Source organism: Streptomyces mayonensis, from assembly GCF_018982965.1.
GTDB lineage: Bacteria > Actinomycetota > Actinomycetes > Streptomycetales > Streptomycetaceae > Streptomyces > Streptomyces mayonensis.
On record NZ_JACBYP010000021.1, the window covers coordinates 14,877 to 38,007 of the forward strand.

The following is a 23,131-nucleotide window of genomic DNA, read 5'->3' on the forward strand; positions in this document are numbered from 1 at the left end:
GTCCCCTTTCCCCGAGGTGATCACCGTCGTGACCACTGACCACCGACCACTGAGATTGACCACCGATCATCGGTCGCCGGCCCAGTGACCACTACGATCACAGTACTTCATACGTAGTTGTTCGTGCAGCGATCAATTCGTGCGGCGATCAATTCGTGCGGCAGTCAATTCGTGCGGCGGTCAACGGGTCCGGGGCTCGCGCCACATGGGCCACATCCGGGGGCCGTCGGGGAGGTCCAGGGCGCGGCCGGTGAACTCGAAGCCGAGGCGCTCGTACAGCACCTTGCTGCGGGCGCTGCTCGCCTCCAGGTAGGCGGGCAGCCCTTCGTGGTCACAGCGGTCGAGGACCGTCCCGATCAACGCGGTGCCCAGCCCCTCGCCCTGCCGGTCCGGTGACACGCCGATCATCCACAGGTACTCGTGGGCCCGGCCGGAGGGATGGATGTCCTCCGTCAGCCGGGCTATCAGTTCGACGCGCTCGTTCTCCGGGTCGACGGCCTTTCGGACCTGAGCGGGAACGTCCTCGGGTCCGGTGTCCCCGGTGTCCTCGCCCGCGTCCGCGGGGACGGGCAGCCACAGCGCGCAGGCCGAGCCGTCCTCGGTGAGGTCGATGCGTCCGTCGGCGAACACCGCGTCGGCGAAGGCGGCCATCAGCCGGTGGTGGGTGCGGCGGCGGTACTCCGCGCCGGGGAAGACCCAGCTGCTCACCGGGTCGTCCCGGAACGCCTCGTCCAGCAGCCGGACAACCCGCTCCCGGTCGTCCTCACCCGCAGTCCGGATCACCACGCCCATGCTCCGCCCGCCCCTTCGCCCAACCTCGCTCGTGCGTACGGCGGTTGAGCCTAACGGGTGGTGTCCGCGCCGGACGGGAAGATAGGCAAGCGGGAGGACGGGCCCCGCACACCGTGGGGAAGTGCGGGACCCGCCGGCCGGAGCCGTCGGCGGTGCGGCCGTACGTCGGTCAGGTGCCGTACGGCCCTGTACGGACTCCGGGGTCTTGCGTGCCGGACCGGGCGTTCGACGGTCGCCCCGCACCCGGCAGAGCGGCCGGGGCGTCCCCGACAGCCGGGACGGCCGGGACGGTCGTCAGGAGCTGCGCCGGGTCACGAACTCGGCCAGTGCGAGCAGGCCACCGGCTGCCTCCGGGTCGGGCACGGCGCGGGCCAGCTCCTGCATGGCCCTGGCCATCCGGTCGGCCGCCCGGGCCTGTGCCCAGTCCCGCCCGCCGGCCCGCTCCACGACGAGAGCGGTGTACTCCAGGTCCTCCTTGTCCTCGTCGTACGGCGCCGCGTACAACGCGGCCAGCTCCGCGGCCGCCGGGGTGCCGGAGGTGAGGGCGGCGACCACCGGCAGGGACTTCTTGCGGGCGGCCAGGTCCGCGCCGGCCGGCTTGCCGGTGTGCCGCGGGTCGCCCCATATGCCGATCACGTCGTCGATGAGCTGGAAGGCCAGCCCGGCCTCACGGCCGAAGGCGTCCAGCGCGTCCACGTGCTCCGCCGCGGCACCGGCGTACAGCCCACCGAGGGCGCAGGCGCATCCCAGCAGGGCTCCCGTCTTGGCCTCGGCCATGAGGAGGGTCTCGTCGAGCGTGACCTCGCCCGGGGCGCGCCCTTCCATCTCGGTGTCCGTGTGCTGGCCCTCGCAGAGCTCCATGACGCAGTCGGCGAGCCGGGCGCCCGCCGCCGCGGACGCCGGGTGGGGGTCGGCGGCGAGCAACCGCAGGGCGAGGGCCTGGAGTGCGTCCCCGACGAGGATCGCATCGGGGACACCGAACACGGTCCAGGCGGTCGGCCGGTGACGGCGCGTGGTGTCCCGGTCCATCACATCGTCGTGCAGCAGCGTGAAGTTGTGGACCAGTTCCACCGCCGCCGCGGCCCGGCCGGCCGACGCCCGGGCCGCGGGGCCGCCGAGCGCGGCCGCCGCGGTGAGGACGAGCGCGGGACGGATCGCCTTGCCCGCGTTGCCGGCGGCGGGTGTGCCGTCCGCGTGCTGCCAGCCGAAGTGGTAGGAGGCGACCCGGCGCATACTGGGGGGCAACGACGCGATGGCGGAGCGCAGTTCGGGATCGACGGACGCCCGGGACTCCCGCAGGAGCGCCTCCGCCTCGTGGCCGCCCTCGACCACCACCGCTTCCCGTCCGCCGACCGCCACCGGCCCCTGCGGCTCTGCCCCGGAACAGCCCCCGTCGGACCCCGAACCGTCCCCGTCGGGCGGCGCTCCCGGCTCTTCGTCTCGCTGTGCGCCGATGGGCCACTGCCTCTCCGCCGTTCCGGTGGGGCGACACGTCGCGGTGGCGCCGCGCCGAGCCTCCGTCATGGACTCACCCTCCCCGTCGGCCCGTCCGTACCCCCGGGGTGTACCCGCCCGGACGGGCGGGGACACGGCGTTCGGGGAACCGACGTCACTGCCAGCGGCCGATCTCGACGTTCTCCAGGACTCCGAGCGCGTCCGGCACAAGGACGGCGGCCGAGTAGTAGGCCGTGACCAGGTACTTGATGACGGCCTGCTCATTGATGCCCATGAAGCGCACCGACAGGCTCGGCTCGATCTCGTCGGGAATCCCGGTGGCCCGCAGACCGATGACGCCCTGGTCCTGCTCGCCGGTACGCATCGCGATGATCGAGGAGGTTCGGGCCTCGGTGACCGGGATCTTGTTGCACGGGTAGATGGGCACCCCGCGCCAGGTGGGGATGCGGTTGCCCGCGACGTCGATCGTCTCGGGGACGAGTCCGCGCCTGTTCAGCTCGCGGCCGATCGCCGCGATGGCCCGCGGGTGGGCGAGGAGCAGCTTCGTGCCGCGCCGGCGGCTCAGCAGCTCGTCCAGGTCGTCCGGACCGGGCACCCCGGCGTGCGGCTGGATCCGCTGGTCGTACTCGCAGTTGTGGAGCAGTCCGAACTCCCGGTTGTTGATGAGCTCGTGCTCCTGGCGCTCCTTCAGCGCCTCGACGGTCAGCCGGATCTGCTGCTCCGTCTGGTTCATCGGCTTGTTGTACAGGTCGGCGACGCGCGAGTGGATGCGCAGTACGGTCTGCGCGACGCTCAGCTCGTACTCGCGGGGCCGGGCTTCGTAGTCGACGAAGGTGTGCGGGATGTCCGGCTCGCCGCTGTGGCCGGCGGAGAGGTCGATCGCCTTCTCACCGTGCTTGTTGGTGTTCTGCTCGGGCAGCGAGCGCCGTTCGTCCAGGTGCGCGCGCAGGGAGTCCGACTGCTCGGCGACCTGCTCCACCTGCTGGCGGGAGAGCACGAGCACCGTGCAGGCGGTGACCGTGCGGGCGGTGTACTCCCAGATCGGGTCCTCGTCCAGCAGCGCCTGGTCACCGAAATAGGCGCCGTCGGCGAGGACACCGAGCACCGCGTCGTCGCCGTAGGGGCCGGTACCGATCTTCTCGACCTTGCCGTGGGCCAGCAGGTAGACCTCGTCGGCCCGGCCGCCGAACGAGGCGATCACCTCACCGGGCCCGAACTCCCGCTGCTCGCAGCGCTGCGCGAGGGCCGAGAGGACCTCGTCGTCCTCGTACGAGCGCAGGGCGGGCAGCTCGCCCAGCTCCGCGGGGACGACTTCGACGCGGTCGCCGGTCTTCACAAAGGTCACACGGCCGTCCCCGACGGCGAAGGTCAGACGCCGGTTCACCCGGTACGTGCCGCCCTGGATGTCCACCCAGGGGAGCGAGCGCAGCAGCCAGCGCGAGCTGATCTCCTGCATCTGAGGAACGGACTTGGTGGTGGTGGCCAGGTTCCGCGCGGCCGCCGTGCCGAGGCTCTGCTGCGGCCTGGTCTGCTCGGTGCGGACCTCTTCGCCTACCGACATAAGGAATTGCCCTCCCGGTCATGCCGGGCGAACGCGCCCGGCATCGATGTGCAGGGACCAGCCTTCCTCACGGTGCGTGCCGGTGCTATTACACGAACGAGCGGGAATGGATCACGAGCAGCCGGGGCAGATATGGGAGCTTGTTCGCGTTCTCGGCAGTCTTGTCCGGGACTGGTCAATGCCGTTGGCCGGGGGCGAGATTGTCCTGATCGGCTCGTACACGGAGCGGACAAGTAATAGAAACCGCTCCGCTCCGGTACAAGCACCGTACGAGACGGCCGCGCCGGGCGGTCGTCGCACTGAGTGAAGGAGTCGGCCGTGGCCCCACCCATGTCCGCGAGCAGTTTCCTCAACGCCCTGAAGGCGGAGGGCCTCACCGTCGTCGAGGTCGGCGACTGGCAGCACCACAACCGCAACGACAAGGGCGCCTGGGGGCCCGTGCACGGCGTGATGATCCACCACACGGTCACCAGGGGCAGCGCGCAGACCGTGGACATCTGCCGCACGGGCCATGCGAACCTGCCGGGTCCGCTGTGCCACGGGGTCATCACCAAGGACGGCAGGGTCCACCTGGTCGGACACGGCAGGGCCAACCACGCCGGGCTCGGTGACGACGACGTCCTGCGCGCGGTGATCTCGGAGAAGCGGCTGCCCGCGGACAACGAGGCGAACACCGACGGCAACCGGCACTTCTACGGCTTCGAGTGCGAGAACCTGGGCGACGGCGAGGACCCCTGGCCGGCCGAGCAGCTGGAGGCGATCGAGCGGGCCGCCGCGGCCGTCTGCCGCCACCACGGCTGGAACGAGCGGTCCGTCATCGGTCATCTCGAATGGCAGCCGGGCAAGGTGGACCCGCGAGGGTTCACGATGGACGCGATGCGGGAGCGGGTCCGGGACCGGCTGAAGTGACGTACCGCCCCACGTGAGCCGGTCATCCCGCCCTTGTCGCCCGGCCCCGCCGTCCCTCCCGGGGCGACCGTCGGCCCACGTGGTCGGCAACCCGCCCGACCACCGGCCGCCCGCGCGACCGGCGGCCCGCGCGACAATGGCGGGGTGACCGGCACCGACACCTTCGACCCCGCCGCCCTGGCTCCGCGCCTGCCGTCGCCCTCCCAGGAGGTCGTCGACGGCCGGTTCGAGCGGCACGGTGTCCGGCTGCTGCTGAAGCGCGACGACCTGATCCACCCGGAACTCGTCGGCAACAAATGGCGCAAACTCGCGCCGAACCTCCCGGCGGCGGGCGGCCGAGCCGTCGTCACCTTCGGCGGCGCCTACTCCAACCACCTGCGCGCCACGGCGGCCGCGGGCCGGCTGCTCGGCCTGCCCACGGTGGGGGTCGTGCGCGGCCAGGAACTGGCCGGTCTGCCGCTCAACCCGTCCCTCGCCCGGTGCGCCGCCGACGGCATGCGGCTCCACTTCGTCGACCGCCCGACGTACCGGCGCAAGACCGAACCGGGGACGCTGGCGGCGCTGCTGCGCGCGGTGGACGCCGAGGACGCCTTCGTCGTCCCGGAGGGCGGCAGCAACGCGGAGGCGGTCCGGGGGTGCCGGGCCCTGGGCGAGGAGCTGGCCGGGCAGGCGGACGTCGCCGCCGTGGCCTGCGGCACCGGCGGCACGCTCGCCGGGCTCGCGGCGGGGCTGCCCCGGGGCAGCCGGGCACTGGGCATCCCGGTGCTCCGGGGCGGCTTCCTGGAGGGCGACATACGGCGGCTCCAGGACCGCGCGTTCGGCGGGCCGCGCGGCGCGTGGAGCCTCGACGACCGCTTCCACCACGGCGGCTACGCCCGCACGTCGCCCGGACTGGAGGCCTTCGCCGCGGACTTCGAGGCCAGGCACGGCCTCGGCGTGGAACGCGTGTACGTCGCCAAGATGCTGTACGCCCTCAGCGCCCTCGCCCAGGAGGGCGCCTTCCCGCGCGGGACCACGGTGGCGGCGGTCGTCACCGGCCGCCCCTTCCCCTGAGCGTTCCCCGGACGGGACCGGTCCGCCGCGCCCGCCGCGCGCCGCTCACGTCGTTTCCCGGTACGCCGCCGCCTCCTCCAGGTCGAGTCGGCGCAGCAGTGTCCGCAGCATCTCGTCGTCGATGTAGCGGCCGTCCCGCAGCCGTACGAACACCTCGCGTTCGGCGCCGATCATCTCGCTGGACAGGCGCCGGTAGGTGTCGTCGACACTCTCGCCGGTGACGGGGTTGACCTGTCCGAGCCGTTCCCAGACCGCGTTGCGGCGGCGCTCCAGGACCGTGCGGAGGCGGTCGGCCAGCGGGCCCGGCAGGGTGTTGCGCTCGTCGGCGAGCAGTTCGTCCAGGCGCTGCTCGGCGGCCCGGGAGGCCTGCGCCTGGGCGTTGGCCTCCGCCAGTGTCCCGGCCTGTACGTCGTGCTCGGGGAACTTCAGCAGACGGATCAGCGGCGGCAGGCTGACGCCCTGGACCACCAGCGTGCCGATGACGGTGGTGAAGGTGAGGAAGAGGAGGAGGTTGCGCTCGGGGAAGGGCTCGCCGCCGTGCACGGTGAGCGGGACGGAGAAGGCGATGGCCAGCGAGACCACGCCCCGCATCCCGGCCCAGGCGATCACGAACGGTCCCTTCCAGGAGAGTTCGCCCTCGCGCGCGCGGACGCGTGCCGACAGCCGGGGCAGGAAGGTCGCCGGGTACACCCACACAAACCTTGCCGCCGCGACCACCAGGAAGACGGCGAGGGCGTACCAGGCGGCGTCGGCGCCCCGGTACTCCCCGAGGCCCTTGAGGACGACGGGCAACTGCAGCCCGATGAGGGCGAAGACGGCCGACTCCAGGACGAAGGCGACCATCTTCCGCACCGCCTCCTCCTGGAGCCGGGTGGCGAAATCGACCTCCCACGCGCGGTGGCCCAGATAGAGCGCCACGACGACCACCGCGAGGACTCCGGAGGCGTGCACCTGCTCGGCGACGGCGTAGGCGGCGAACGGGATCAGCAGGGAGAGCGTGTTCTGCAGCAGCGCCTCCGTCAGGTGGGTGCGCAGCCAGTGCAGCGGCACCATCAGCACCAGTCCCACGCCGACGCCGCCCACCGCCGCGATCAGGAACTCGGCGATCCCGCCGGCCCAGGTCGCGCTCTCGCCGACCGCCGCGGCCAGCGCCACCTTGAAGGCGGTGATGGCGGTGGCGTCGTTCACCAGGGACTCGCCCTGGAGGATGGTGGTGATCCGGGAGGGCAGCCCCACGCGGCGGGCGACCGCCGTGGCCGCGACGGCGTCCGGGGGCGCCACGACCGCGCCGAGCACCAGGGCAGCGGTCAGCGGCAGGCCGGGCACGATCAGGTAGGCGGCGCAGCCCACGACGAACGTGGCGAAGAGGACGTAGCCCACCGACAGCAGCGCCACGGGCCGCGCCTGGGCCCGCAGGTCCAGGTAGGAGCTGTCGGCGGCCGCCGTGTAGAGCAGCGGGGGCAGCAGGAGGGGCAGGACGATGTGCGGGTCGAGGGTGTATTCGGGCACACCGGGCACGTAGCTCACCGCCAGGCCCACCGCGACCAGCAGCAGGGGCACCGGCACCGGTACCCGCCGCCCCGCCGCGGCGACCGCGGCGCTGCCCGCCACGAGCAGCAGCAGCGGCATCACGTGCATCGTCCTCGCCCGCCCTCATTTTCCGCGCGGTGATCCGCACACCCGTCGTAACCTGGCCATCATGAAACAGTGCACGCACGCCGACGCGCTGCCGCACCCGGAACCGGAACCACGCGGCGAGACCTGTCCGGAGTGTCTGGCCGAGGGCACGGACCCGGTGCAGCTGAGACTGTGTCTCGACTGCGGTCACGTCGGCTGCTGCGACTCCTCCCCCGGGCAGCACGCCACGGCCCACCACAAGGAGACCGGCCATCCGGTGATGCGCACCTTCGAGCCCGGGGAGAGCTGGCGCTGGTGCTTCGTCGACCACGTCCTCGTGTGAGGCGTCGCGCGAGTGTCGCGAGACCTCTGCCGGGGACGGTTCGACCGTCTGACGTCTGGGTACGTCAACCCGGCGCGCGCTCTTCCGATTTGGGCCCGCCCAACCCCTAGCCACTGTGCGTGTTCGGGTGTTTACTATGAGTGACAGCAAGGGGTTGGGGTTGCGGGACAGGAAAGTTCGGAGCGCGATAACGTCACCGCTGAACCACGTATCGCGTTACCCCGAGGGGCGACCCTCGGCCCTTTGACGCTTGTACCACCTTGGAGGTGAGGGTGTCCCAGATCGCAGGCGAGCCCGGGACCCAGGACTTCGTCGAAGTCCGGCTGCCGGCCGCGGGTGCCTACCTGTCGGTGCTGCGTACGGCGACGGCCGGCCTCGCAGCCCGCTTGGACTTCACCCTCGACGAGATCGAGGATCTGCGTATCGCAGTCGACGAGGCCTGCGCGATCCTGCTCCAGCAGGCCGTGCCGGGCTCGGTGCTCAGCTGCGTCTTCCGCCTCGTCGACGACTCGCTCGAGGTCACCGTCTCGGCGCCGACCACGGACGGCCACGCCCCCTCGCGGGACACTTTCGCGTGGACGGTGCTGTCCGCCCTCGCGGGCAAGGTCTCCTCCGCCGTGGACGAGGACAAAACCGTTTCGATCAGCCTCTACAAACAGCGCGGCGCGGGACCCGGGCCGGCGTGACGAACGGGGACGGGCCGGTGCGGGACGAAGAGCGCGGCACACGGGAGCTGCCGACCGGGGGCGCACGTTCTCAGAGCGAGGCCCGGCGCACGGCGGACGGCATCGACGGCATCCCCGAGCAGGCCCGGCCGCATCCGGAGGACGAGACCTCACCCGAGGCCGTCGTACCGGGCGACGGGCAGCGGGCCGGGGAGACCCCGGCCCGCCCCGTCCGAGCGGAGGCGGGAGCTCGGGAAAGGGCAACGGGCGGGACGATGAGCGAGCACGAGCGACACTCCGAGCACGAGCACCACTCGGAAGACGGCGTGCCCGGTGCACGGGGCGCACAGGGCACGCGGCACGACCCGCAGGACCGCAGCGGGGCGCGTCTGCTCTTCAGCGAGCTGCGCACGCTGACGAAGGACAGCCCCGAGTACGCGGAGCTGCGCAACCGGCTGGTCCGCATGCACCTGCCGCTCGTCGAGCACCTCGCGCGCCGCTTCCGCAACCGCGGCGAGCCCCTGGACGACCTCACGCAGGTCGCGACGATCGGGCTGATCAAGTCGGTCGACCGCTTTGACCCGGACCGCGGGGTGGAGTTCTCCACGTACGCGACGCCCACGGTCGTCGGCGAGATCAAACGGCACTTCCGGGACAAGGGATGGGCGGTGCGCGTCCCGCGCCGGCTGCAGGAGCTGCGGCTGGCCCTGACGACGGCGACGGCGGAGCTCTCCCAGCTGCACGGACGCTCCCCCACGGTTCACGAGCTCGCCCAGAAGCTGGCGATCTCGGAGGAGGAGGTCCTGGAAGGCCTGGAGTCGGCCAACGCCTACTCCACCCTGTCCCTGGACGTCCCGGACACCGACGACGAGTCCCCGGCGGTCGCGGACACGCTCGGCGCCGAGGACGAGGCGCTGGAGGGCGTCGAGTACCGCGAGTCCCTCAAGCCGCTCCTGGAGGACCTGCCACCGCGGGAGAAGCGGATCCTGCTGCTGCGCTTCTTCGGCAACATGACCCAGTCGCAGATCGCGCAGGAGGTCGGGATCTCGCAGATGCACGTGTCCCGGCTGCTCGCCCGCACACTGGCGCAGCTGCGGGAGAAACTGCTCGTCGAGGAGTGACGAGGAGTGGCAGGGAGTGGCAGGGAGTGGCGGGGAGTGGCCCCGGACGCCGGTGCCGGTGCCGATCTCCGGCCCGCCTGACCGGTCCCCGTCCTGACCGGTCCCCGCCCGGAGGCCGCCGACAGCGGTCTCCCGGCGTCATCGGGCAGCGGTCTCCCGGTGCCGTCGGCTACTTCCCGGCGTTGCCCGGCTGCTGCCCGGCGTTGCCCGGCCCGCGGATGCCGAGGGCCTGGGTGGTCGTGGGGTTGACGAGCAGCACCAGGCCGGCGACGGCCACGGCACCGAGCACGACGCCCGCCGCGATGGCCGTGCCGTCGGCCCGCACCATGGTGTAGGCCACGGGCAGTGCCATGATCTGCGTGACGACGGCGGGCCCGCGGCTCCAGCCCCGCCGGGCGAGCAGCCCGCGGGCGGCGAGCAGCGGCAGCAGCGCGAGGACGATCAGGGTGACGCCGCCGGTGACGGCCGAGGTCCGGTCGTCGGGGTGGCCGGTGAGTCCCCCCACGAGCATCCAGGCGCCGCCCACGACGAGCGCCAGGCCCTCCAGCGCGGCCAGCGCGGCCGCGGCGGTCAGCCGGCCGGGGCGGGGTCCCGCCTCGTCGGCGGCTTCGGGGGTGGGGGTCTGCTCGCTGCTCACCCTTGAAGGGTAGTCCTCGTCGCACGGGCGTCCGCGAGGGCGTCGGGCATATCACGCACGCCGGGGGTCTGTGGGGTGTCCGTGGGGTTCTTCACCTCGGCCTGGGCCGGGTACCACCCAGTAGGTACCCTGCAGACCATGCGTGCACTTCTCGTGGTCAATCCGGCGGCAACCACCACGAGCGCGCGTACGCGCGACGTGCTGATCCATGCGCTGGCCAGCGAGATGAAGCTGGAGGCGGTCACCACCGAGTACCGCGGCCACGCCCGGGACCTCGGCAGACAGGCCGCGCAGAGCGACGACGTCGAACTGGTGGTGGCCCTCGGCGGCGACGGCACGGTGAACGAGGTCGTCAACGGCCTGCTGCACGGCGGGCCCGACCCGGAGCACCTGCCCGGCCTCGCGGTGGTCCCCGGCGGTTCCACCAACGTGTTCGCCCGCGCCCTCGGCCTGCCCAACCACGCGGTGGAGGCCACCGGCGCCCTGCTGGACGCGCTGCGCGAGGGCCGCGAGCGCACCGTCGGCCTGGGGCTCGCCTCCGGCACGCCGGGCACGGAGGACGAGGCGGTCCCGGAGCGCTGGTTCACCTTCAACGCCGGACTGGGCTTCGACGCAGGCGTCGTCGGCCGTGTCGAGCAGCACCGCGAGCGGGGCAAGAAGTCGACCCACGCCCTGTACGTCCGCCAGGTGATGCGCGCCCTGGTCGGGGAGCCGCACCGGCGCCACGGGACGATCACCCTGGAACGGGAGGGCGAGGACCCGGTCACCGACCTGGTGCTGTCCATAGTCTCGAACACGTCTCCGTGGACGTTCCTCGGCAACCGTCCGATCTACGCGTCCCCCGAGGCCTCGTTCGACACCGCCCTCGACGTGTTCGGTCTCAGCCGGCTCTCGGCGGGCGCGGTGGCCCGGTATGGCACGCAGTTGCTCACTTCGTCCCCCGAACGCGGACCGCGTGGGCGGCATGCCGTCTCGCTGCACGATCTGACGGGGTTCACCTTGCATTCGAAGGTGCCTCTCCCCCTCCAGATGGACGGTGACCACCTGGGACTGCGCACCAGCGTGACGTTCACAGGCGTACGCCGTGCACTGCGTGTGATTGTGTGAGCAGAACCGGCTAAAGTCCTTTCACTCGAACGTTTAGGCCAGGGTCCACCCCATGGAAGTACGGCTGTGACCTAGTCGACACCGAAGAATCAAAAAAAACTTTCCGGAAGGGGTTGTATCCGCCGCCGAGGTTTGCGAGTCTCTTCTTGGCGATCGGGACGGCCCGCAAGACCGGCCTCCACAGATCACCGGAACCCCTCTTCAAACCACAGGACCACGCCAGGGAACCTGGCGGTAGGCCCTTCCCTTGTCGAGGGATTCGTGAAAGCGTTCACATTCACAAGCAACCCGCACGTAATACCAAGGAGAGGTAGCAGCCATGGACTGGCGTCACCGCGCCGTTTGCCGCGAGGAAGACCCCGAGCTCTTCTTCCCCATCGGCAACACCGGTCCCGCGCTGCTGCAGATCGAGGAAGCCAAGGCCGTCTGCCGTCGCTGCCCTGTCATGGAGCAGTGCCTGCAGTGGGCGCTCGAGTCCGGTCAGGACTCCGGCGTCTGGGGTGGTCTCAGCGAGGACGAGCGTCGCGCGATGAAGCGCCGTGCCGCCCGCAACCGGGCTCGTCAGGCCTCCGCCTGACCAGCCGCCCCTACTGACAGCCTCAGCTTGGCGGCGTGTACAGCGCGTACACATCCCCCGCCCCCGAGCCGCAGCGCGCAGTACCCCCCGATGAGCATCGGGACGATGCATCGCACGAGCACTGGCCCCGGACCTTCACAGGTCCGGGGCTTTTTGCTGCCCCTGCCCCGCGCTGCCCCGCACCACCCCGCGCCGAACCGCACCGCTGCTCCTCCGGCTACTTCTCCGGCTGCTCCTCCAGCCACTCCTCCGGCTACTTCTCCGTGGGAACCGGGATGTCCAGGATCACGCGAGTGCCGCGGTCGGGAGCCGGCACCGGCACCATGTCGAAGGTGCCACCCAACTCGCCCTCCACCAGGGTGCGTACGATCTGCAGTCCCAGGTTCCCGGAACGGTGCGGGTCGAAGTCCTCGGGCAGGCCGACGCCGTCGTCCTGGACGGTGACCAGCAGCCGGGCCTCCTTCGTCGTGCCGCCGCGGACCGCGGAGACTTCGACCGTGCCGGTGTCGCCGTCGCGGAAGCCGTGCTCCAGGGCGTTCTGCAGCACCTCGGTCAGCACCATGGACAGCGGGGTGGCGACCTCGGCGTCGAGGATGCCGAAGCGGCCGGCGCGCCGGCCGGTGACCTTGCCCGGGGAGATCTCCGCCACCATCGCCAGTACGCGGTCGGCGATCTCGTCGAACTCCACGCGCTCGTCCAGGTTCTGGGAGAGCGTCTCGTGCACGATCGCGATCGAACCGACCCGGCGCACGGCCTCCTCCAGCGCCTCGCGGCCCCGCGCGGACTCGATGCGCCGGGCCTGGAGGCGCAGCAGGGCCGCGACCGTCTGCAGGTTGTTCTTCACCCGGTGGTGGATCTCCCGGATGGTGGCGTCCTTGGTGATCAACTCGCGTTCGCGGCGGCGCAGTTCCGTCACGTCCCGCAGGAGCACCAGCGAACCGATGCGCGTGCCCTTGGGCTTGAGGGGGATGGCGCGGAACTGGATCACCCCGTCGTGCGCCTCGATCTCGAACTCGCGCGGCGCCCAGCCGCTGGCCACCTTGGCGAGCGCCTCGTCCACCGGGCCGCGGGAGGGGGCGAGTTCGGCGGTGGTCCGGCCGAGGTGGTGGCCGACCAGGTCGGCGGCCAGGCCCATGCGGTGGTAGGCCGACAGTGCGTTCGGGGAGGCGTACTGCACGATGCCGTCCCCGTCGACCCGGATCAGGCCGTCGCCGACGCGGGGCGAGGCGTCCATGTCGAGCTGCTGGTTCTCGAACGGGAAGGCGCCGGCCGCGATCATCTGTGCGAGGTCCGAGGCGCTCTGCAGGTACGTCAGCTCCAGGCGGCTCGGCGTGCGCACGGTGAGCAGGTTGGTGTTGCGGGCGATGACGCCCAGGACGCGTCCCTGGCGGCGTACGGGGATGGACTCGACGCGGACCGGGACCTCCTCGCGCCACTCGGGGTCGCCCTCGCGCACGATGCGGCCCTCGTCCAGGGCGGCGTCGAGCATGGGGCGCCGGCCGCGCGGGACCAGGTGGCCGACCATGTCGTCCTGGTACGAGGTGGGGCCGGTGTTGGGGCGCATCTGGGCGACGGAGACGTACCGCGTGCCGTCCCGCGTGGGGACCCACAGGACCAGGTCGGCGAAGGAGAGGTCGGAGAGAAGCTGCCACTCCGAGACCAGCAGGTGGAGCCACTCGAGATCGGAGTCGTCGAGCGCGGTGTGCTGGCGTACGAGTTCGTTCATGGAGGGCACGGGGCTGAGCGTACCTGGCGGTACGGACAGCGATCGAAACGAGCCACTCGCCACCGCTCCCCCGCTCCGACAACGCCCTGGCACGGCCCGGACCCGCTTCGAACGGGCCCCGGAGAACACCCGCGGGCCGCGGCGCCTGGGAGGGACCCTCAACCCTCCCGGCACCGCAGCCCGGAGCAACATCGGCCGTGGGGTGTGCGGTCCCGTCGGCCGAAGGACGAGGAGCCGGAGCAGTCAGGGCAGAGAGCCCCGGTTCCTCGGTCCGCCCTCCTGTGCGGGGAGGGCGGAAGCCTGCGGTCACCTCGCGCGAGCGACACGGTCGGTGTCCTGGCGCCCATTCTGGACTAGACCACTAAGCGTGTCCATGCGGTGGACCGTAGTTTTGTCGAGCCTATCGCCGTCGACCCGCGAGGGGGCGGGCCGGACGCGGGCCGTCACCTTTCCCGGTGACACCGGGAGCCGTCCACCCGTCACCCGCGGCCGTCCACCCAGCACCCCGCGCCCGTCCACCCGTCACCCGCGGCCGTCCGCCGTTCCCGCGACCGCGAGGACCCCGCTCTGTTAGATTGGTCTAAACCACACAGTCACCACATAGCCAGTCCCGGACCCCGGGTGAGTCCTCTCTTCGAAACGGCAGGCCAGCGTGGAAGTTGTCATCGTTCCCGATGCCAAGGCGGGCGGCGAACTCATAGCCGGGGCCATGGCACAGCTGCTCCGGCGCAAGCCCGACGCCCTGCTGGGGGTGGCCACCGGCTCGACGCCGCTGCCCGTGTACGAGGCACTGGCGGCCAAGGCGCGCTCGGGTGCCGTGGACACCGCGCGGGCGCGGATCGCCCAGCTCGACGAGTACGTGGGGCTGCCCGCGGAGCACCCGGAGTCCTACCGCTCGGTGCTGCGCCGCGAGGTGCTCGAACCGCTGGGCATCGGCATGGACGCCTTCATGGGCCCCGACGGCACGGCCGAGGACGTCCAGGCGGCGTGCGAGGCCTACGACGCGGCGCTGGGCGCGGCGGGCGGGGTCGACCTGCAGCTCCTCGGCATCGGCACCGACGGGCACATCGGCTTCAACGAGCCCTGCTCCTCGCTCGCCTCGCGGACCCGGATCAAGACCCTCACGGAGCAGACCCGCGTCGACAACGCGCGTTTCTTCGACGGCGACATCGAGCAGGTGCCGCACCACGTGATCACACAGGGCATCGGCACCATCCTGGAGGCCCGGCACGTGGTGCTGCTCGCCACCGGGGAGGGCAAGGCGGACGCGGTGGCCGCGAGCGTGGAGGGGCCGGTCGCGGCCGTGTGCCCGGCCTCGGCGCTGCAACTGCACCCGCACGCCACGGTCGTCGTCGACGACGCGGCGGCCGCCAAGCTGAAGCTCGCCGACTACTTCCGGCACACCTACGCCCACAAGCCGGACTGGCAGGGCATCTGACCCGCCCCGCACGCCCGCGCAGGCGCCGGCCCCCGTGACGGGGACCGGCGCCTGTGCCGTTCCGGTGGCAGGAGGCGTCAGTGCCCCGTGCCCACGACCGCCTCCGCCGCCGCGCGGCCGCAGACGCGGGCCGCTCCGTGGGTGGCGAGGTGGAGGGCGCCGCGGGGTGCGGCGCGGGGGACGCCCATCTCGACGACGACCGTGTCGGGGCGGGCCGCGAGCAGGGTGTCCAGGGCCGCCGCCATCCACGGGTGGCGGTGCTCGTCGCGGACCACGGCGACGACGCGGCGCCCGCCCGCCGCCGTCAGCGCCTCGCGGCCGGCGTCGGGACCGTTGAAGCTGCCGGTCTCGGTGCCCGGCAGCAGCCGGCGCAGTTCCGCGGCGACGCCCCAGGGCGTCTCGTCGCCGACCGCGATGTTGGCGACGGGGGTGAAGGCGGCCACGTAGGGCGCCGTGGTGAGCGGGGCGAAGCCGTCGGCGGCGGTGACGCGCAGGGCGCGGCGGGCGGCGCGCAGTCCCACGTCGCCGTCGGGGGTGTCCCCGGCACCCGTGCCCGACGGGTCCGGCCGGTTCGCGGCCGTCCAGGCGGACAGGGACCGGACGCGTTCCGCCGCGTCGGCCAGCCGCTCCTCGGGCAGCTCGCCGGAGCGGACGGCCTCGACCAGGGCGTCGCTCAGCCGCCGCACGGTGTCCTCGTCGGACAGGCCGCCGCCCACGCAGATCGCGTCGGCACCGGCCGCGACGGCCAGCGCGGTGCCGCGTTCGATGCCGTACGTGCCGGAGATCGCCCGCATCTCGATGCCGTCGGTGACGATGAGGCCGTCGTAGCCCAGTTCGCCGCGGAGCAGCTCGGTCAGGATGCGGCGGGAGAGCGTCGCCGGGCGGTCCGGGTCCAGGGCGGGGACCAGGATGTGGGCGCTCATCACCGCGCGGCTGCCTGCGGCGACGGCCGCGCGGAACGGGACGAGGTCGCGTTCGGCGAGCACCCCGGCGTCCACGTCGATGAGCGGCACGGCGTGGTGGGAGTCGACGCCGGTGTCGCCGTGGCCCGGGAAGTGCTTGGTGCAGGTGGCCACGCCGGCCGACTGCATGCCGGTGACATAGGCGGCGGTGTGCCGGGCGACCAGGTCGGTGTCGGACCCGAAGGCGCGTACGCCGATGACCGGGTTGTCCGGGTTGGAGTTGACGTCGGCGGACGGCGCCCAGTTGAAGTTGACGCCGCTGTCCGCGAGCCGACGGCCCAGCGCGGCGGCGACCTCCCGGGTGAGGCCCACGTCGTCCACGGCGCCGAGCGCGTGGTTGCCGGGGAAGGAGGAGCCGGTGCGCACCTCGAGCCGGGTGACGTCGCCGCCCTCCTCGTCGATGGCGACCAGCACGTCCTCGCGCTCGGCGCGCAGCTGTGCGGTGAGGGCGGCGACCTGCTCGGGCGAGGTGACGTTGCGGCCGAACAGGGCGACGGACGCCAGGCCCTCGCCGAGGCGGCGCAGCAGCCAGTCGGGGGCGGTGGTGCCGGCGAAGCCGGGCTGGAGGACGGTGAGCGCGTCGCGCGTGAGGGTGTCGGGGGCCCTGGTCAGGGTCGTCATGGGTGCGTCATCCCTTCACTGCGCCGGCGGTCAGGCCGCTGACGGCCTTGCGCTGCAGGAAGACGAAGAGAACGAGGATCGGGATGGCGAAGAGGGACGAGGCGGCCATGGTGGCGCCCCAGTCGTCGCCGAACTGGGTCTGGAAGCTGGACAGCCACAGCGGCAGCGTCTGGGCCTCGGCGTCCTTGTTGAGGACCAGGACCAGGGCGAACTCGTTCCAGGCGGTGATGAACCCGAACAGCGAGGTGGACATCAGGCCCGGCGCGAGCAGCGGCAGGATGACACGGCGGAACGCCTCGGCGCGGGTGCAGCCGTCGACCATCGCCGACTCCTCCAGCTCCTTCGGCACGGCGGCGACGAAGCCGCGCAGCGTCAGGATGGTGAAGGGGAGGATCATCATCATGTAGAAGAGCGTCAGCGGCACCAGGCTGTTCAGCATCGACGCGTCCCGCACGATCATGTACATCGCGATGATCATGACTTCCCAGGGCGCCATCTGGGCCAGCATGAAGCCGATGATGAAGCCGCGCCGCCCCTTGAACCGCATCCGCGCCAGCGCGAAGGACCCGGCCAGCGCGATGATCAGGGAGAAGACCACGGCGAGGACGGTGACGGTCAGCGAGTTGGTGACGTACGTCCAGAAGTGGTCGACGTCGGTCGCGGTCGTGAAGTGCTCGAAGGTGATGTCGGTCGGGATCCAGACCGGGTCCTCCGAGAGGATGTCGCCGGTCGGCTTGAGAGCCGTGGCGAACATCCAGTACACGGGGAAGACGAAGCCGATGAACAGGACGACGGCCGTGACGTTGGGCCACAGGCGGCCGAAGAGCGAGCGCTTCACAGCTCGTCCTCCTCTTGCTTGAGCACGATCCTCAGGTAGTACGCGGTCAGGCCGATCAGGAGCAGGATGGTCAGGGCGGCGATGGCCGCACCCATGCCGTAGTGCTGGTTCCCGACGCCCTCGACGTAGGCGTAGACGGGCAGGATCTCGGTGAGCCGGTCCGGGCCGCCCTCGTTGATGAGGTAGACCTGCACGAACGCCTTGAAGACCCAGATGATCTCCAGGAAGGTCGTGGCGTAGAGGAAGGGCCGCAGGAAGGGCATGGTGACCGTGGTGAAGCTGCGCCAGGCACCGGCGCCGTCGAGGGACGCGGCCTCGTAGAGCTCCTTGGGGATGGTGGTGGTCGCCGCGTAGAGGTTGATGGCGACGAACGGGATCGACATCCACACGATGAGCAGGGTGACGACGAAGAACGTCGACATCTGGCTGCTGGTCCAGCTGTAGTCGGCCATGGAGTGCCAGCCGAGTTTGTCCAGGACCCAGTTGACGACGCCGAAGCGCTGGGCGAACAGCCACTTGTAGACGGTGGTGGCGGCGACGATCGGCATGGCCCAGGCCAGTACCAGGCCGAACAGCAGGGTGAAGCGCATCCGCTTGCCGAGGCGGGCGAGCAGCAGGCCGACCAGCGTGCCCAGGAGCATGATCAGGACGACGTTGACCGCCGTGAACAGGATCGAGCGGAGGGTGACCCGCCAGAAGTCCTCGCTGCCGAGGGTCTCCTTGTAGTTGTCGACGCCGTTCCACTCGGTGACGTGCCGGATCAGCTGCCCCATGTTGAGGTTCTGGAAGGACAGCAGGATGTCCTTCAGCAGCGGCCAGCCGAGCAGCAGCACGGTGGCGGCGCAGGCGGGCAGCAGCAACAGGTACGGGGCGAGCTCGCCGGCACGGGAGGCGGCTCTCTTCCTCGGCCCGCCGGTGCCGCCGCCGTCCGTCCCTCGGACGTCGGCCGGGCCTGAGGGCGGCCGTTCGGTCTGCACGGTCATGCTCGCGATCTCTCTTCTCGACCTGTGTACGTCGACCCGCGTGCGGTGGCCGGGGCGGGAGCCGTCAGAATCCGGCTGTCCCGCCCCGGCCGACCCGGTGTTACTGCTCCTGCGCCAGGCGCTTGTTGAACTCGTCCTCGACCTGCTTGGCCGCGTCGGCCGGGGACTTCCCCTTGAGCACGGCGGTCAGGTAGGTCTTGATCGGGTTGGGCGCGTTCTCGACGGCGGCCCACTCCGGGATCAGCGGCGTGGTGCCACCGCCCGCGACGGCCGGCGCGGCGGCCTCGGCGGCGGCGTTGCCCTTGAGGTTGGTCTGCAGCGCGTCCTTGTTGGGGATGACGCCGTTGGCCTTGGCCAGCGCGCCCTCGTTCTGGTCGGACAGGGCGATCTTCAGGAACTCCTTGGCGAGTTCCTGCTTCTCGCTGCCCGCGGCGACGGCGAGGTTGGAGCCGCCGAGGAAGACGCCCTCGGGCTTGTCGGCGCTCGGGCCGGGGATGGTGAAGTAGCCGATGTCCTTCTCGATGGCCGGGTTGGCCTCGATGGCGATGCCGGTCTCCCAGCCCATGCCGATGAACGCGCCGGTCTTGCCCTTGGCGAAGACCTCGCCCTGCTGCGGAGTGGCCTCGTCCTTGTCCTTGGGCGCCTGGGAGAGGGCCTGGAACTTCTTGTAGGTCTCCGTCGCGGCGGCGATCTTCGGGTCGTCGAGGTTGGAGATGTACTTGTCTCCGTCCTTCTTGACCAGTTCGGCGCCCTCGCCGATCGCGAGGCCGACGAAGTGGTACCAGTTCTGGCCCGGCAGGTAGATCGGCTCGGCGTCGGTCTTCTCACCGACGGTCTTGAGGGCGTCGTAGAACTCGTCGCGGGTCTTGGGGAGTTCCTTGATCCCCGCGTCCGCCCAGATCTTCTTGTTGTAGACGACCACACGGTTGGCGACGAACCACGGGGCCGCGTACTGCTTGCCGTCGAACACGGAGGACTCGTTGATGGACTCGGTCCAGTCCGCGCCGATCGAGCTCTTCAGGTCGGCCAGTTCGGCGAGGCCGCCGGTCTTGGCGTAGGCCGGCGTCTGGGTGTTGCCGATCTCGAAGACGTCCGGCGGGTTCTCCTCGGACAGGGCGGTGGTCAGCTTCTGCTGGATGCCGTTCCACTGCTGGACCTCGAACTTGACCTTGGCCTTGGTCTTGGTCTCGAACTCCTTGGCGACGGCCGCCTGCCAGTCGTCCGGCGAGGAGCCGTCCATCACCCAGACGGTGAGCGTCTCGCCGGCGTAACCGTCCGCCCCGGACTTCTTGCCGTCGTCGCTGTCGCCGCCGCATGCTGCGATCGAGACCATCATGCCCGCGATACCGATCGCGGCTATCAGCTTGCGCTTCACGCCACCCTCCTCAGGGATGCCACACCACCCCCCTGCCTCCCCGCGGTTGCTCGTCGGCGCGGACCGCCCATGGGGCCGGGACCTGGACCAATGGTGTAGACCAGTACGGGGAGCTTGGCCCAGACCATTAGGGCTGTCAAGGGTGTTCAAACCCAGTCCCGCCGTCCGTGATGCGACCGAGATATGCAGGGACCTTTCATTGCGCAAGCCACAGATCGGGCACACTCGGACCGGGTGTACCACCGCCCGGCGGACGACGCACCGGTACGGTTTCGGGCACACGTACCAGCCGTACCCGCCGCACCGCCCCACAACCCGTCAGACAGCCTCCGCGGCACCCCGCCCGACGCGGCTGTGGACTAGACCAAGGGTGGTCCCGGAGGTATACAGAAGGGATCACGGAGCGTGCGGGGACTTCCCGGCACGGGGCCGTGCCACGATGTGAGCCGTGGCCGACAGGGATAGCGGTCGCTTCGGCGCCCGGAGCCGGGAAGGCAGAGCATGAGCACCGACGTCAGCAGTGCGGAGAACGAGGGTGGGGCGACCGTCCGTACCGCGCGCGTGCCCAAGTACTACCGTCTGAAGAAGCATCTGCTCGACATGACCCGGACTCAGACGCCGGGCACGCCGGTCCCGCCGGAGCGCACGCTCGCCGCCGAGTTCGACACCTCGCGCACGACGGTGCGCCAGGCACTGCAGGAACTGGTCGTCGAGGGCCGCCTGGAGCGCATCCAGGGCAAGGGCACCTTCGTCGCCAAGCCCAAGGTGTCGCAGGCGCTGCAACTCACCTCCTACACCGAGGACATGCGGGCCCAGGGCCTCGAACCCACCTCGCAGCTGCTGGACATCGGCTACATCACCGCGGACGACCGGCTCGCCGGACTGCTGGACATCACGGGCGGCGGACGGGTGCTGCGCATCGAGCGGCTGCGCATGGCCAACGGGGAGCCGATGGCCATCGAGACCACGCACCTCAGCGCGAAGCGCTTCCCGGCGCTGCGCAGGTCCCTGGTGAAGTACACGTCCCTCTACACCGCGCTCGCCGAGGTGTACGACGTCCATCTCGCCGAGGCCGAGGAGACCATCGAGACCTCCCTGGCCACCCCACGCGAGGCGGGCCTGCTCGGCACCGACGTGGGGCTGCCCATGCTGATGCTCTCCCGGCACTCGCGGGACGAGACCGGCCAGCCGGTGGAGTGGGTCCGCTCGGTGTACCGCGGCGACCGCTACAAGTTCGTGGCCCGGCTGAAGCGGCCTCAGGACTAGACCAAGCGAGTCCCCGGGCGTCGCCAGATTGCGGTTGGGGACCGATATGCGGACGAGGTCTTCCGCCGTCTTGACACCGTCACCTACATTTCCTGCGCACTGCACCAGGTGATCAGCGAGGGGACGGAGCCGCCCATGCCCAGAGAGCCGGAAGAGCCGGAGGCGAGCAGAGGGCCGGTGGTGACGCCGGTGCGCGTCGTCATCGGGATCTGCCTCGTCGCACCGTTCGTCGCCATGCTGTGGGTGGGTTCGTTCTCCAGGATCGAACCGACCTTCATCGGCATCCCGTTCTTCTACTGGTACCAGATGGCGTGGGTGCCGGTGTCCAGCGCGCTCACCGTGACCGCGTACAAGCTGTGGCAGCGCGACCAGCGCGGACGTGCCGCCGCCCCCGCGGCCGCGAAGGGCGGTGAGCCGCGATGAACGACGGTGTGAACGGCGTCGCGCTCGGCGTCTTCATCTTCTTCTTCGTCCTCGTCACCGCCATGGGCTTCCTCGCCGCCCGCTGGCGCCGGGCCGAGAACGAGCACAGCCTCGACGAGTGGGGTCTGGGCGGCCGCTCGTTCGGCACCTGGGTCACCTGGTTCCTGCTGGGCGGCGACCTGTACACGGCTTACACGTTCGTGGCCGTCCCGGCGGCGATCTACGCGGCGGGCGCGTCCGGCTTCTTCGCGGTGCCGTACACGATCCTGGTCTACCCGCTGATCTTCACCTTCCTGCCGCGCCTGTGGTCGGTCTCGCACAAGCACGGGTACGTGACGACCTCGGACTTCGTGCGGGGCCGGTTCGGCTCCAAGGGCCTGTCGCTGGCGGTGGCCGTCACCGGCATCCTGGCGACCATGCCGTACATCGCGCTCCAGCTGGTCGGCATCCAGGCCGTCCTGGACGTGATGGGCGTCGGCGGCGGCGAGGACACCAACTGGTTCGTCAAGGACCTGCCGCTGCTGATCGCCTTCGGTGTGCTCGCGGCGTACACCTACTCGTCGGGGCTGCGCGCGCCCGCGCTGATCGCGTTCGTGAAGGACACGCTGATCTACATCGTGATCGCCGTGGCGATCATCTACATCCCGATCAAGCTCGGCGGCTTCGACGACATCTTCGCCGCGGCGAACGACAAGTTCACCTCGGCGGGCAGCGGCGCGCTGACCCCGGACCACGGGGGCCAGTGGACGTACGCGACGCTGGCGCTCGGCTCCGCGCTGGCGCTGTTCATGTACCCGCACTCGATCACCGCGACGCTGTCCTCGCGCAGCCGTGAGGTGATCCGCCGCAACACCACGATCCTGCCGCTGTACTCGCTGATGCTGGGCCTGCTGGCGCTGCTCGGCTTCATGGCGATCGCGGCCGGGGTCAAGGTGGACAACGGCCAGCTGGCGATCCCGCAGCTGTTCGAGAACATGTTCCCGGACTGGTTCGCCGGCGTGGCCTTCGCGGCGATCGGCATCGGCGCCCTGGTCCCGGCGGCGATCATGTCGATCGCGGCCGCGAACCTCTTCACCCGCAACATCTACAAGGACTTCATCAAGCCGGACGCCACCCCGGCGCAGGAGACGAAGGTCTCCAAGCTGGTGTCGCTCCTCGTGAAGGTGGGCGCGCTGATCTTCGTCCTCGGCATGGACAAGACGGTCGCGATCAACTTCCAGCTGCTGGGCGGCATCTGGATCCTGCAGACCTTCCCGGCGCTGGTCGGCGGCCTGTTCACCCGCTGGTTCCACCGCTGGGCGCTGCTCGGCGGCTGGGCGGTCGGCATGGTCTACGGCACGGTCGCGGCCTACGGTGTCGCCTCGCCGACGCAGAAGCACTTCGGCGGCTCCTCGGACGAGATCCCGGGCATCGGGGAGATCGGCTACATCGGTCTGACCGCCTTCGTGCTGAACGTCCTGGTCACCGTCGTCCTGACCTTCGTCCTGCGGGCGGTCAAGGCGCCCGACGGCGTCGACGAGACGAAGCCGGCCGACTACACGGCGGACGCCGGCGATCCGGGCGTCCAGGTGGAACTGCCACCGGCCACGGCGGGCAGCTCGCACTAGAGCAGCCCTGTTCAGCGGGCCGTCGGAGAAATCCGGCGGCCCGTTGTCGTACCCG

General features: G+C 71.0%; 21 protein-coding genes. 11 read left to right on the forward strand and 10 right to left on the reverse strand.

The features are described from left to right. Positions 1-180 precede the first annotated feature (180 nt). The 3 genes from HZS56_RS10790 to HZS56_RS10800 form a co-directional block, all read right to left on the reverse strand. The gene (locus HZS56_RS10790) at positions 181-792 is read right to left on the reverse strand and encodes a GNAT family N-acetyltransferase (RefSeq protein ID WP_216720518.1); all 612 of its coding nucleotides are present in this window, start codon (positions 790-792) and stop codon (positions 181-183) included. A gap of 294 nt (positions 793-1,086) precedes the next feature. Then, the gene (locus tag HZS56_RS10795; RefSeq protein ID WP_216720519.1) at positions 1,087-2,316 is read right to left on the reverse strand and encodes a family 2 encapsulin nanocompartment cargo protein polyprenyl transferase; all 1,230 of its coding nucleotides are present in this window, start codon (positions 2,314-2,316) and stop codon (positions 1,087-1,089) included. An 85-nt stretch (positions 2,317-2,401) separates the two neighbouring features. After that, positions 2,402-3,808, reverse strand: a complete 1,407-nt coding sequence (locus tag HZS56_RS10800; protein WP_216720520.1) for a family 2B encapsulin nanocompartment shell protein — start codon at positions 3,806-3,808, stop codon at positions 2,402-2,404. A gap of 330 nt (positions 3,809-4,138) precedes the next feature. Here HZS56_RS10800 and HZS56_RS10805 point away from each other — a divergent pair, with 330 nt between their 5' ends. Both HZS56_RS10805 and HZS56_RS10810 read left to right on the forward strand, forming a co-directional pair. Continuing rightward, a complete protein-coding gene (locus HZS56_RS10805) occupies positions 4,139-4,717 on the forward strand; it encodes an N-acetylmuramoyl-L-alanine amidase (RefSeq protein ID WP_216720580.1) in 579 nt (192 codons plus the stop codon). Between the two features lie 144 nt (positions 4,718-4,861). Further along, positions 4,862-5,770 carry a 1-aminocyclopropane-1-carboxylate deaminase/D-cysteine desulfhydrase gene (locus HZS56_RS10810; RefSeq protein WP_216720521.1) on the forward strand — a complete coding sequence of 303 codons (909 nt, stop codon included), beginning with the start codon at positions 4,862-4,864 and terminating at the stop codon, positions 5,768-5,770. A 45-nt stretch (positions 5,771-5,815) separates the two neighbouring features. On the opposite strand, the gene HZS56_RS10815 is transcribed toward HZS56_RS10810, so the two are convergent. Then, positions 5,816-7,408, reverse strand: coding sequence for a Na+/H+ antiporter (locus HZS56_RS10815; protein ID WP_216720522.1), 1,593 nt, complete (start codon positions 7,406-7,408; stop codon positions 5,816-5,818). Positions 7,409-7,469: 61 nt separating this feature from the next. Here HZS56_RS10815 and HZS56_RS10820 point away from each other — a divergent pair, with 61 nt between their 5' ends. The 3 genes from HZS56_RS10820 to HZS56_RS10830 all read left to right on the forward strand — a co-directional run bounded on the left by HZS56_RS10820 (position 7,470) and on the right by HZS56_RS10830 (position 9,516). Further along, entirely contained in the window at positions 7,470-7,730 is a 261-nt protein-coding gene (locus tag HZS56_RS10820) for a UBP-type zinc finger domain-containing protein (RefSeq protein WP_031039770.1), read from the forward strand. A gap of 272 nt (positions 7,731-8,002) precedes the next feature. Next, positions 8,003-8,416 carry an ATP-binding protein gene (locus tag HZS56_RS10825; protein WP_031039773.1) on the forward strand — a complete coding sequence of 138 codons (414 nt, stop codon included), beginning with the start codon at positions 8,003-8,005 and terminating at the stop codon, positions 8,414-8,416. Beyond that, positions 8,413-9,516, forward strand: a complete 1,104-nt coding sequence (locus HZS56_RS10830; RefSeq protein WP_308408052.1) for an RNA polymerase sigma factor SigF — start codon at positions 8,413-8,415, stop codon at positions 9,514-9,516. The genes HZS56_RS10825 and HZS56_RS10830 overlap by 4 nt, the downstream gene beginning before the upstream one ends. 169 nt (positions 9,517-9,685) lie before the next feature. On the opposite strand, the gene HZS56_RS10835 is transcribed toward HZS56_RS10830, so the two are convergent. Then, positions 9,686-10,153 carry a hypothetical protein gene (locus HZS56_RS10835; RefSeq protein WP_216720523.1) on the reverse strand — a complete coding sequence of 156 codons (468 nt, stop codon included), beginning with the start codon at positions 10,151-10,153 and terminating at the stop codon, positions 9,686-9,688. A 138-nt stretch (positions 10,154-10,291) separates the two neighbouring features. Here HZS56_RS10835 and HZS56_RS10840 point away from each other — a divergent pair, with 138 nt between their 5' ends. Both HZS56_RS10840 and HZS56_RS10845 read left to right on the forward strand, forming a co-directional pair. Next, on the forward strand, positions 10,292-11,260 hold the full coding sequence (locus HZS56_RS10840) for a diacylglycerol/lipid kinase family protein (protein ID WP_216720524.1): 969 nt from the start codon (positions 10,292-10,294) through the stop codon (positions 11,258-11,260). Between the two features lie 319 nt (positions 11,261-11,579). Further along, positions 11,580-11,837: a WhiB family transcriptional regulator gene (locus HZS56_RS10845; protein WP_003973730.1), complete on the forward strand. Its 258-nt coding sequence runs from the start codon at positions 11,580-11,582 to the stop codon at positions 11,835-11,837. A gap of 253 nt (positions 11,838-12,090) precedes the next feature. Here HZS56_RS10845 and HZS56_RS10850 read toward each other — a convergent pair whose 3' ends face one another. Then, complete coding sequence (locus tag HZS56_RS10850; protein ID WP_216720525.1) at positions 12,091-13,572, reverse strand: sensor histidine kinase; 1,482 nt, start codon at positions 13,570-13,572, stop codon at positions 12,091-12,093. A 643-nt stretch (positions 13,573-14,215) separates the two neighbouring features. Here HZS56_RS10850 and nagB point away from each other — a divergent pair. Continuing rightward, complete coding sequence (gene nagB / locus HZS56_RS10855) at positions 14,216-15,001, forward strand: glucosamine-6-phosphate deaminase (protein ID WP_216720526.1); 786 nt, start codon at positions 14,216-14,218, stop codon at positions 14,999-15,001. A 77-nt stretch (positions 15,002-15,078) separates the two neighbouring features. Here nagB and HZS56_RS10860 read toward each other — a convergent pair whose 3' ends face one another. The 4 genes from HZS56_RS10860 to HZS56_RS10875 all read right to left on the reverse strand — a co-directional run bounded on the left by HZS56_RS10860 (position 15,079) and on the right by HZS56_RS10875 (position 19,780). Then, complete coding sequence (locus HZS56_RS10860) at positions 15,079-16,584, reverse strand: glycoside hydrolase family 3 protein (protein WP_216720527.1); 1,506 nt, start codon at positions 16,582-16,584, stop codon at positions 15,079-15,081. Between the two features lie 7 nt (positions 16,585-16,591). Beyond that, positions 16,592-17,422 (reverse strand): carbohydrate ABC transporter permease, encoded by an 831-nt coding sequence (locus HZS56_RS10865; protein ID WP_216720528.1) that lies wholly within the window; start codon positions 17,420-17,422, stop codon positions 16,592-16,594. After that, positions 17,419-18,405: a carbohydrate ABC transporter permease gene (locus HZS56_RS10870; protein ID WP_216720529.1), complete on the reverse strand. Its 987-nt coding sequence runs from the start codon at positions 18,403-18,405 to the stop codon at positions 17,419-17,421. Before HZS56_RS10870 ends, HZS56_RS10865 begins: the two co-directional genes overlap by 4 nt. Positions 18,406-18,505: 100 nt before the next feature. Further along, the gene (locus HZS56_RS10875) at positions 18,506-19,780 is read right to left on the reverse strand and encodes an extracellular solute-binding protein (protein WP_216720530.1); all 1,275 of its coding nucleotides are present in this window, start codon (positions 19,778-19,780) and stop codon (positions 18,506-18,508) included. A gap of 501 nt (positions 19,781-20,281) precedes the next feature. Here HZS56_RS10875 and HZS56_RS10880 point away from each other — a divergent pair. From HZS56_RS10880 to mctP, 3 genes are all read left to right on the forward strand, one after another. After that, positions 20,282-21,046, forward strand: a complete 765-nt coding sequence (locus HZS56_RS10880; RefSeq protein ID WP_216720531.1) for a GntR family transcriptional regulator — start codon at positions 20,282-20,284, stop codon at positions 21,044-21,046. Between the two features lie 135 nt (positions 21,047-21,181). Next, positions 21,182-21,469, forward strand: coding sequence for a DUF3311 domain-containing protein (locus HZS56_RS10885; RefSeq protein ID WP_216720532.1), 288 nt, complete (start codon positions 21,182-21,184; stop codon positions 21,467-21,469). Continuing rightward, positions 21,466-23,076, forward strand: coding sequence for a monocarboxylate uptake permease MctP (gene mctP, locus HZS56_RS10890; RefSeq protein ID WP_216720533.1), 1,611 nt, complete (start codon positions 21,466-21,468; stop codon positions 23,074-23,076). The genes HZS56_RS10885 and mctP overlap by 4 nt, the downstream gene beginning before the upstream one ends. The last annotated feature ends 55 nt before the right edge of the window (positions 23,077-23,131 follow it).

Coding starts and splice junctions, on each gene's coding strand:
- HZS56_RS10790 (WP_216720518.1), bottom strand. CDS start 792: ATGGGCGTGGTGATCCGGACTGCGGGTGAGGACGACCGGGAGCGGGTT.
- HZS56_RS10795 (WP_216720519.1), bottom strand. CDS start 2,316: ATGACGGAGGCTCGGCGCGGCGCCACCGCGACGTGTCGCCCCACCGGA.
- HZS56_RS10800 (WP_216720520.1), bottom strand. CDS start 3,808: ATGTCGGTAGGCGAAGAGGTCCGCACCGAGCAGACCAGGCCGCAGCAG.
- HZS56_RS10805 (WP_216720580.1), top strand. CDS start 4,139: ATGTCCGCGAGCAGTTTCCTCAACGCCCTGAAGGCGGAGGGCCTCACC.
- HZS56_RS10815 (WP_216720522.1), bottom strand. CDS start 7,408: ATGCACGTGATGCCGCTGCTGCTGCTCGTGGCGGGCAGCGCCGCGGTC.
- HZS56_RS10820 (WP_031039770.1), top strand. CDS start 7,470: ATGAAACAGTGCACGCACGCCGACGCGCTGCCGCACCCGGAACCGGAA.
- HZS56_RS10840 (WP_216720524.1), top strand. CDS start 10,292: ATGCGTGCACTTCTCGTGGTCAATCCGGCGGCAACCACCACGAGCGCG.
- HZS56_RS10845 (WP_003973730.1), top strand. CDS start 11,580: ATGGACTGGCGTCACCGCGCCGTTTGCCGCGAGGAAGACCCCGAGCTC.
- HZS56_RS10860 (WP_216720527.1), bottom strand. CDS start 16,584: ATGACGACCCTGACCAGGGCCCCCGACACCCTCACGCGCGACGCGCTC.
- HZS56_RS10870 (WP_216720529.1), bottom strand. CDS start 18,405: ATGACCGTGCAGACCGAACGGCCGCCCTCAGGCCCGGCCGACGTCCGA.
- HZS56_RS10880 (WP_216720531.1), top strand. CDS start 20,282: ATGAGCACCGACGTCAGCAGTGCGGAGAACGAGGGTGGGGCGACCGTC.
- HZS56_RS10885 (WP_216720532.1), top strand. CDS start 21,182: ATGCCCAGAGAGCCGGAAGAGCCGGAGGCGAGCAGAGGGCCGGTGGTG.
- mctP (WP_216720533.1), top strand. CDS start 21,466: ATGAACGACGGTGTGAACGGCGTCGCGCTCGGCGTCTTCATCTTCTTC.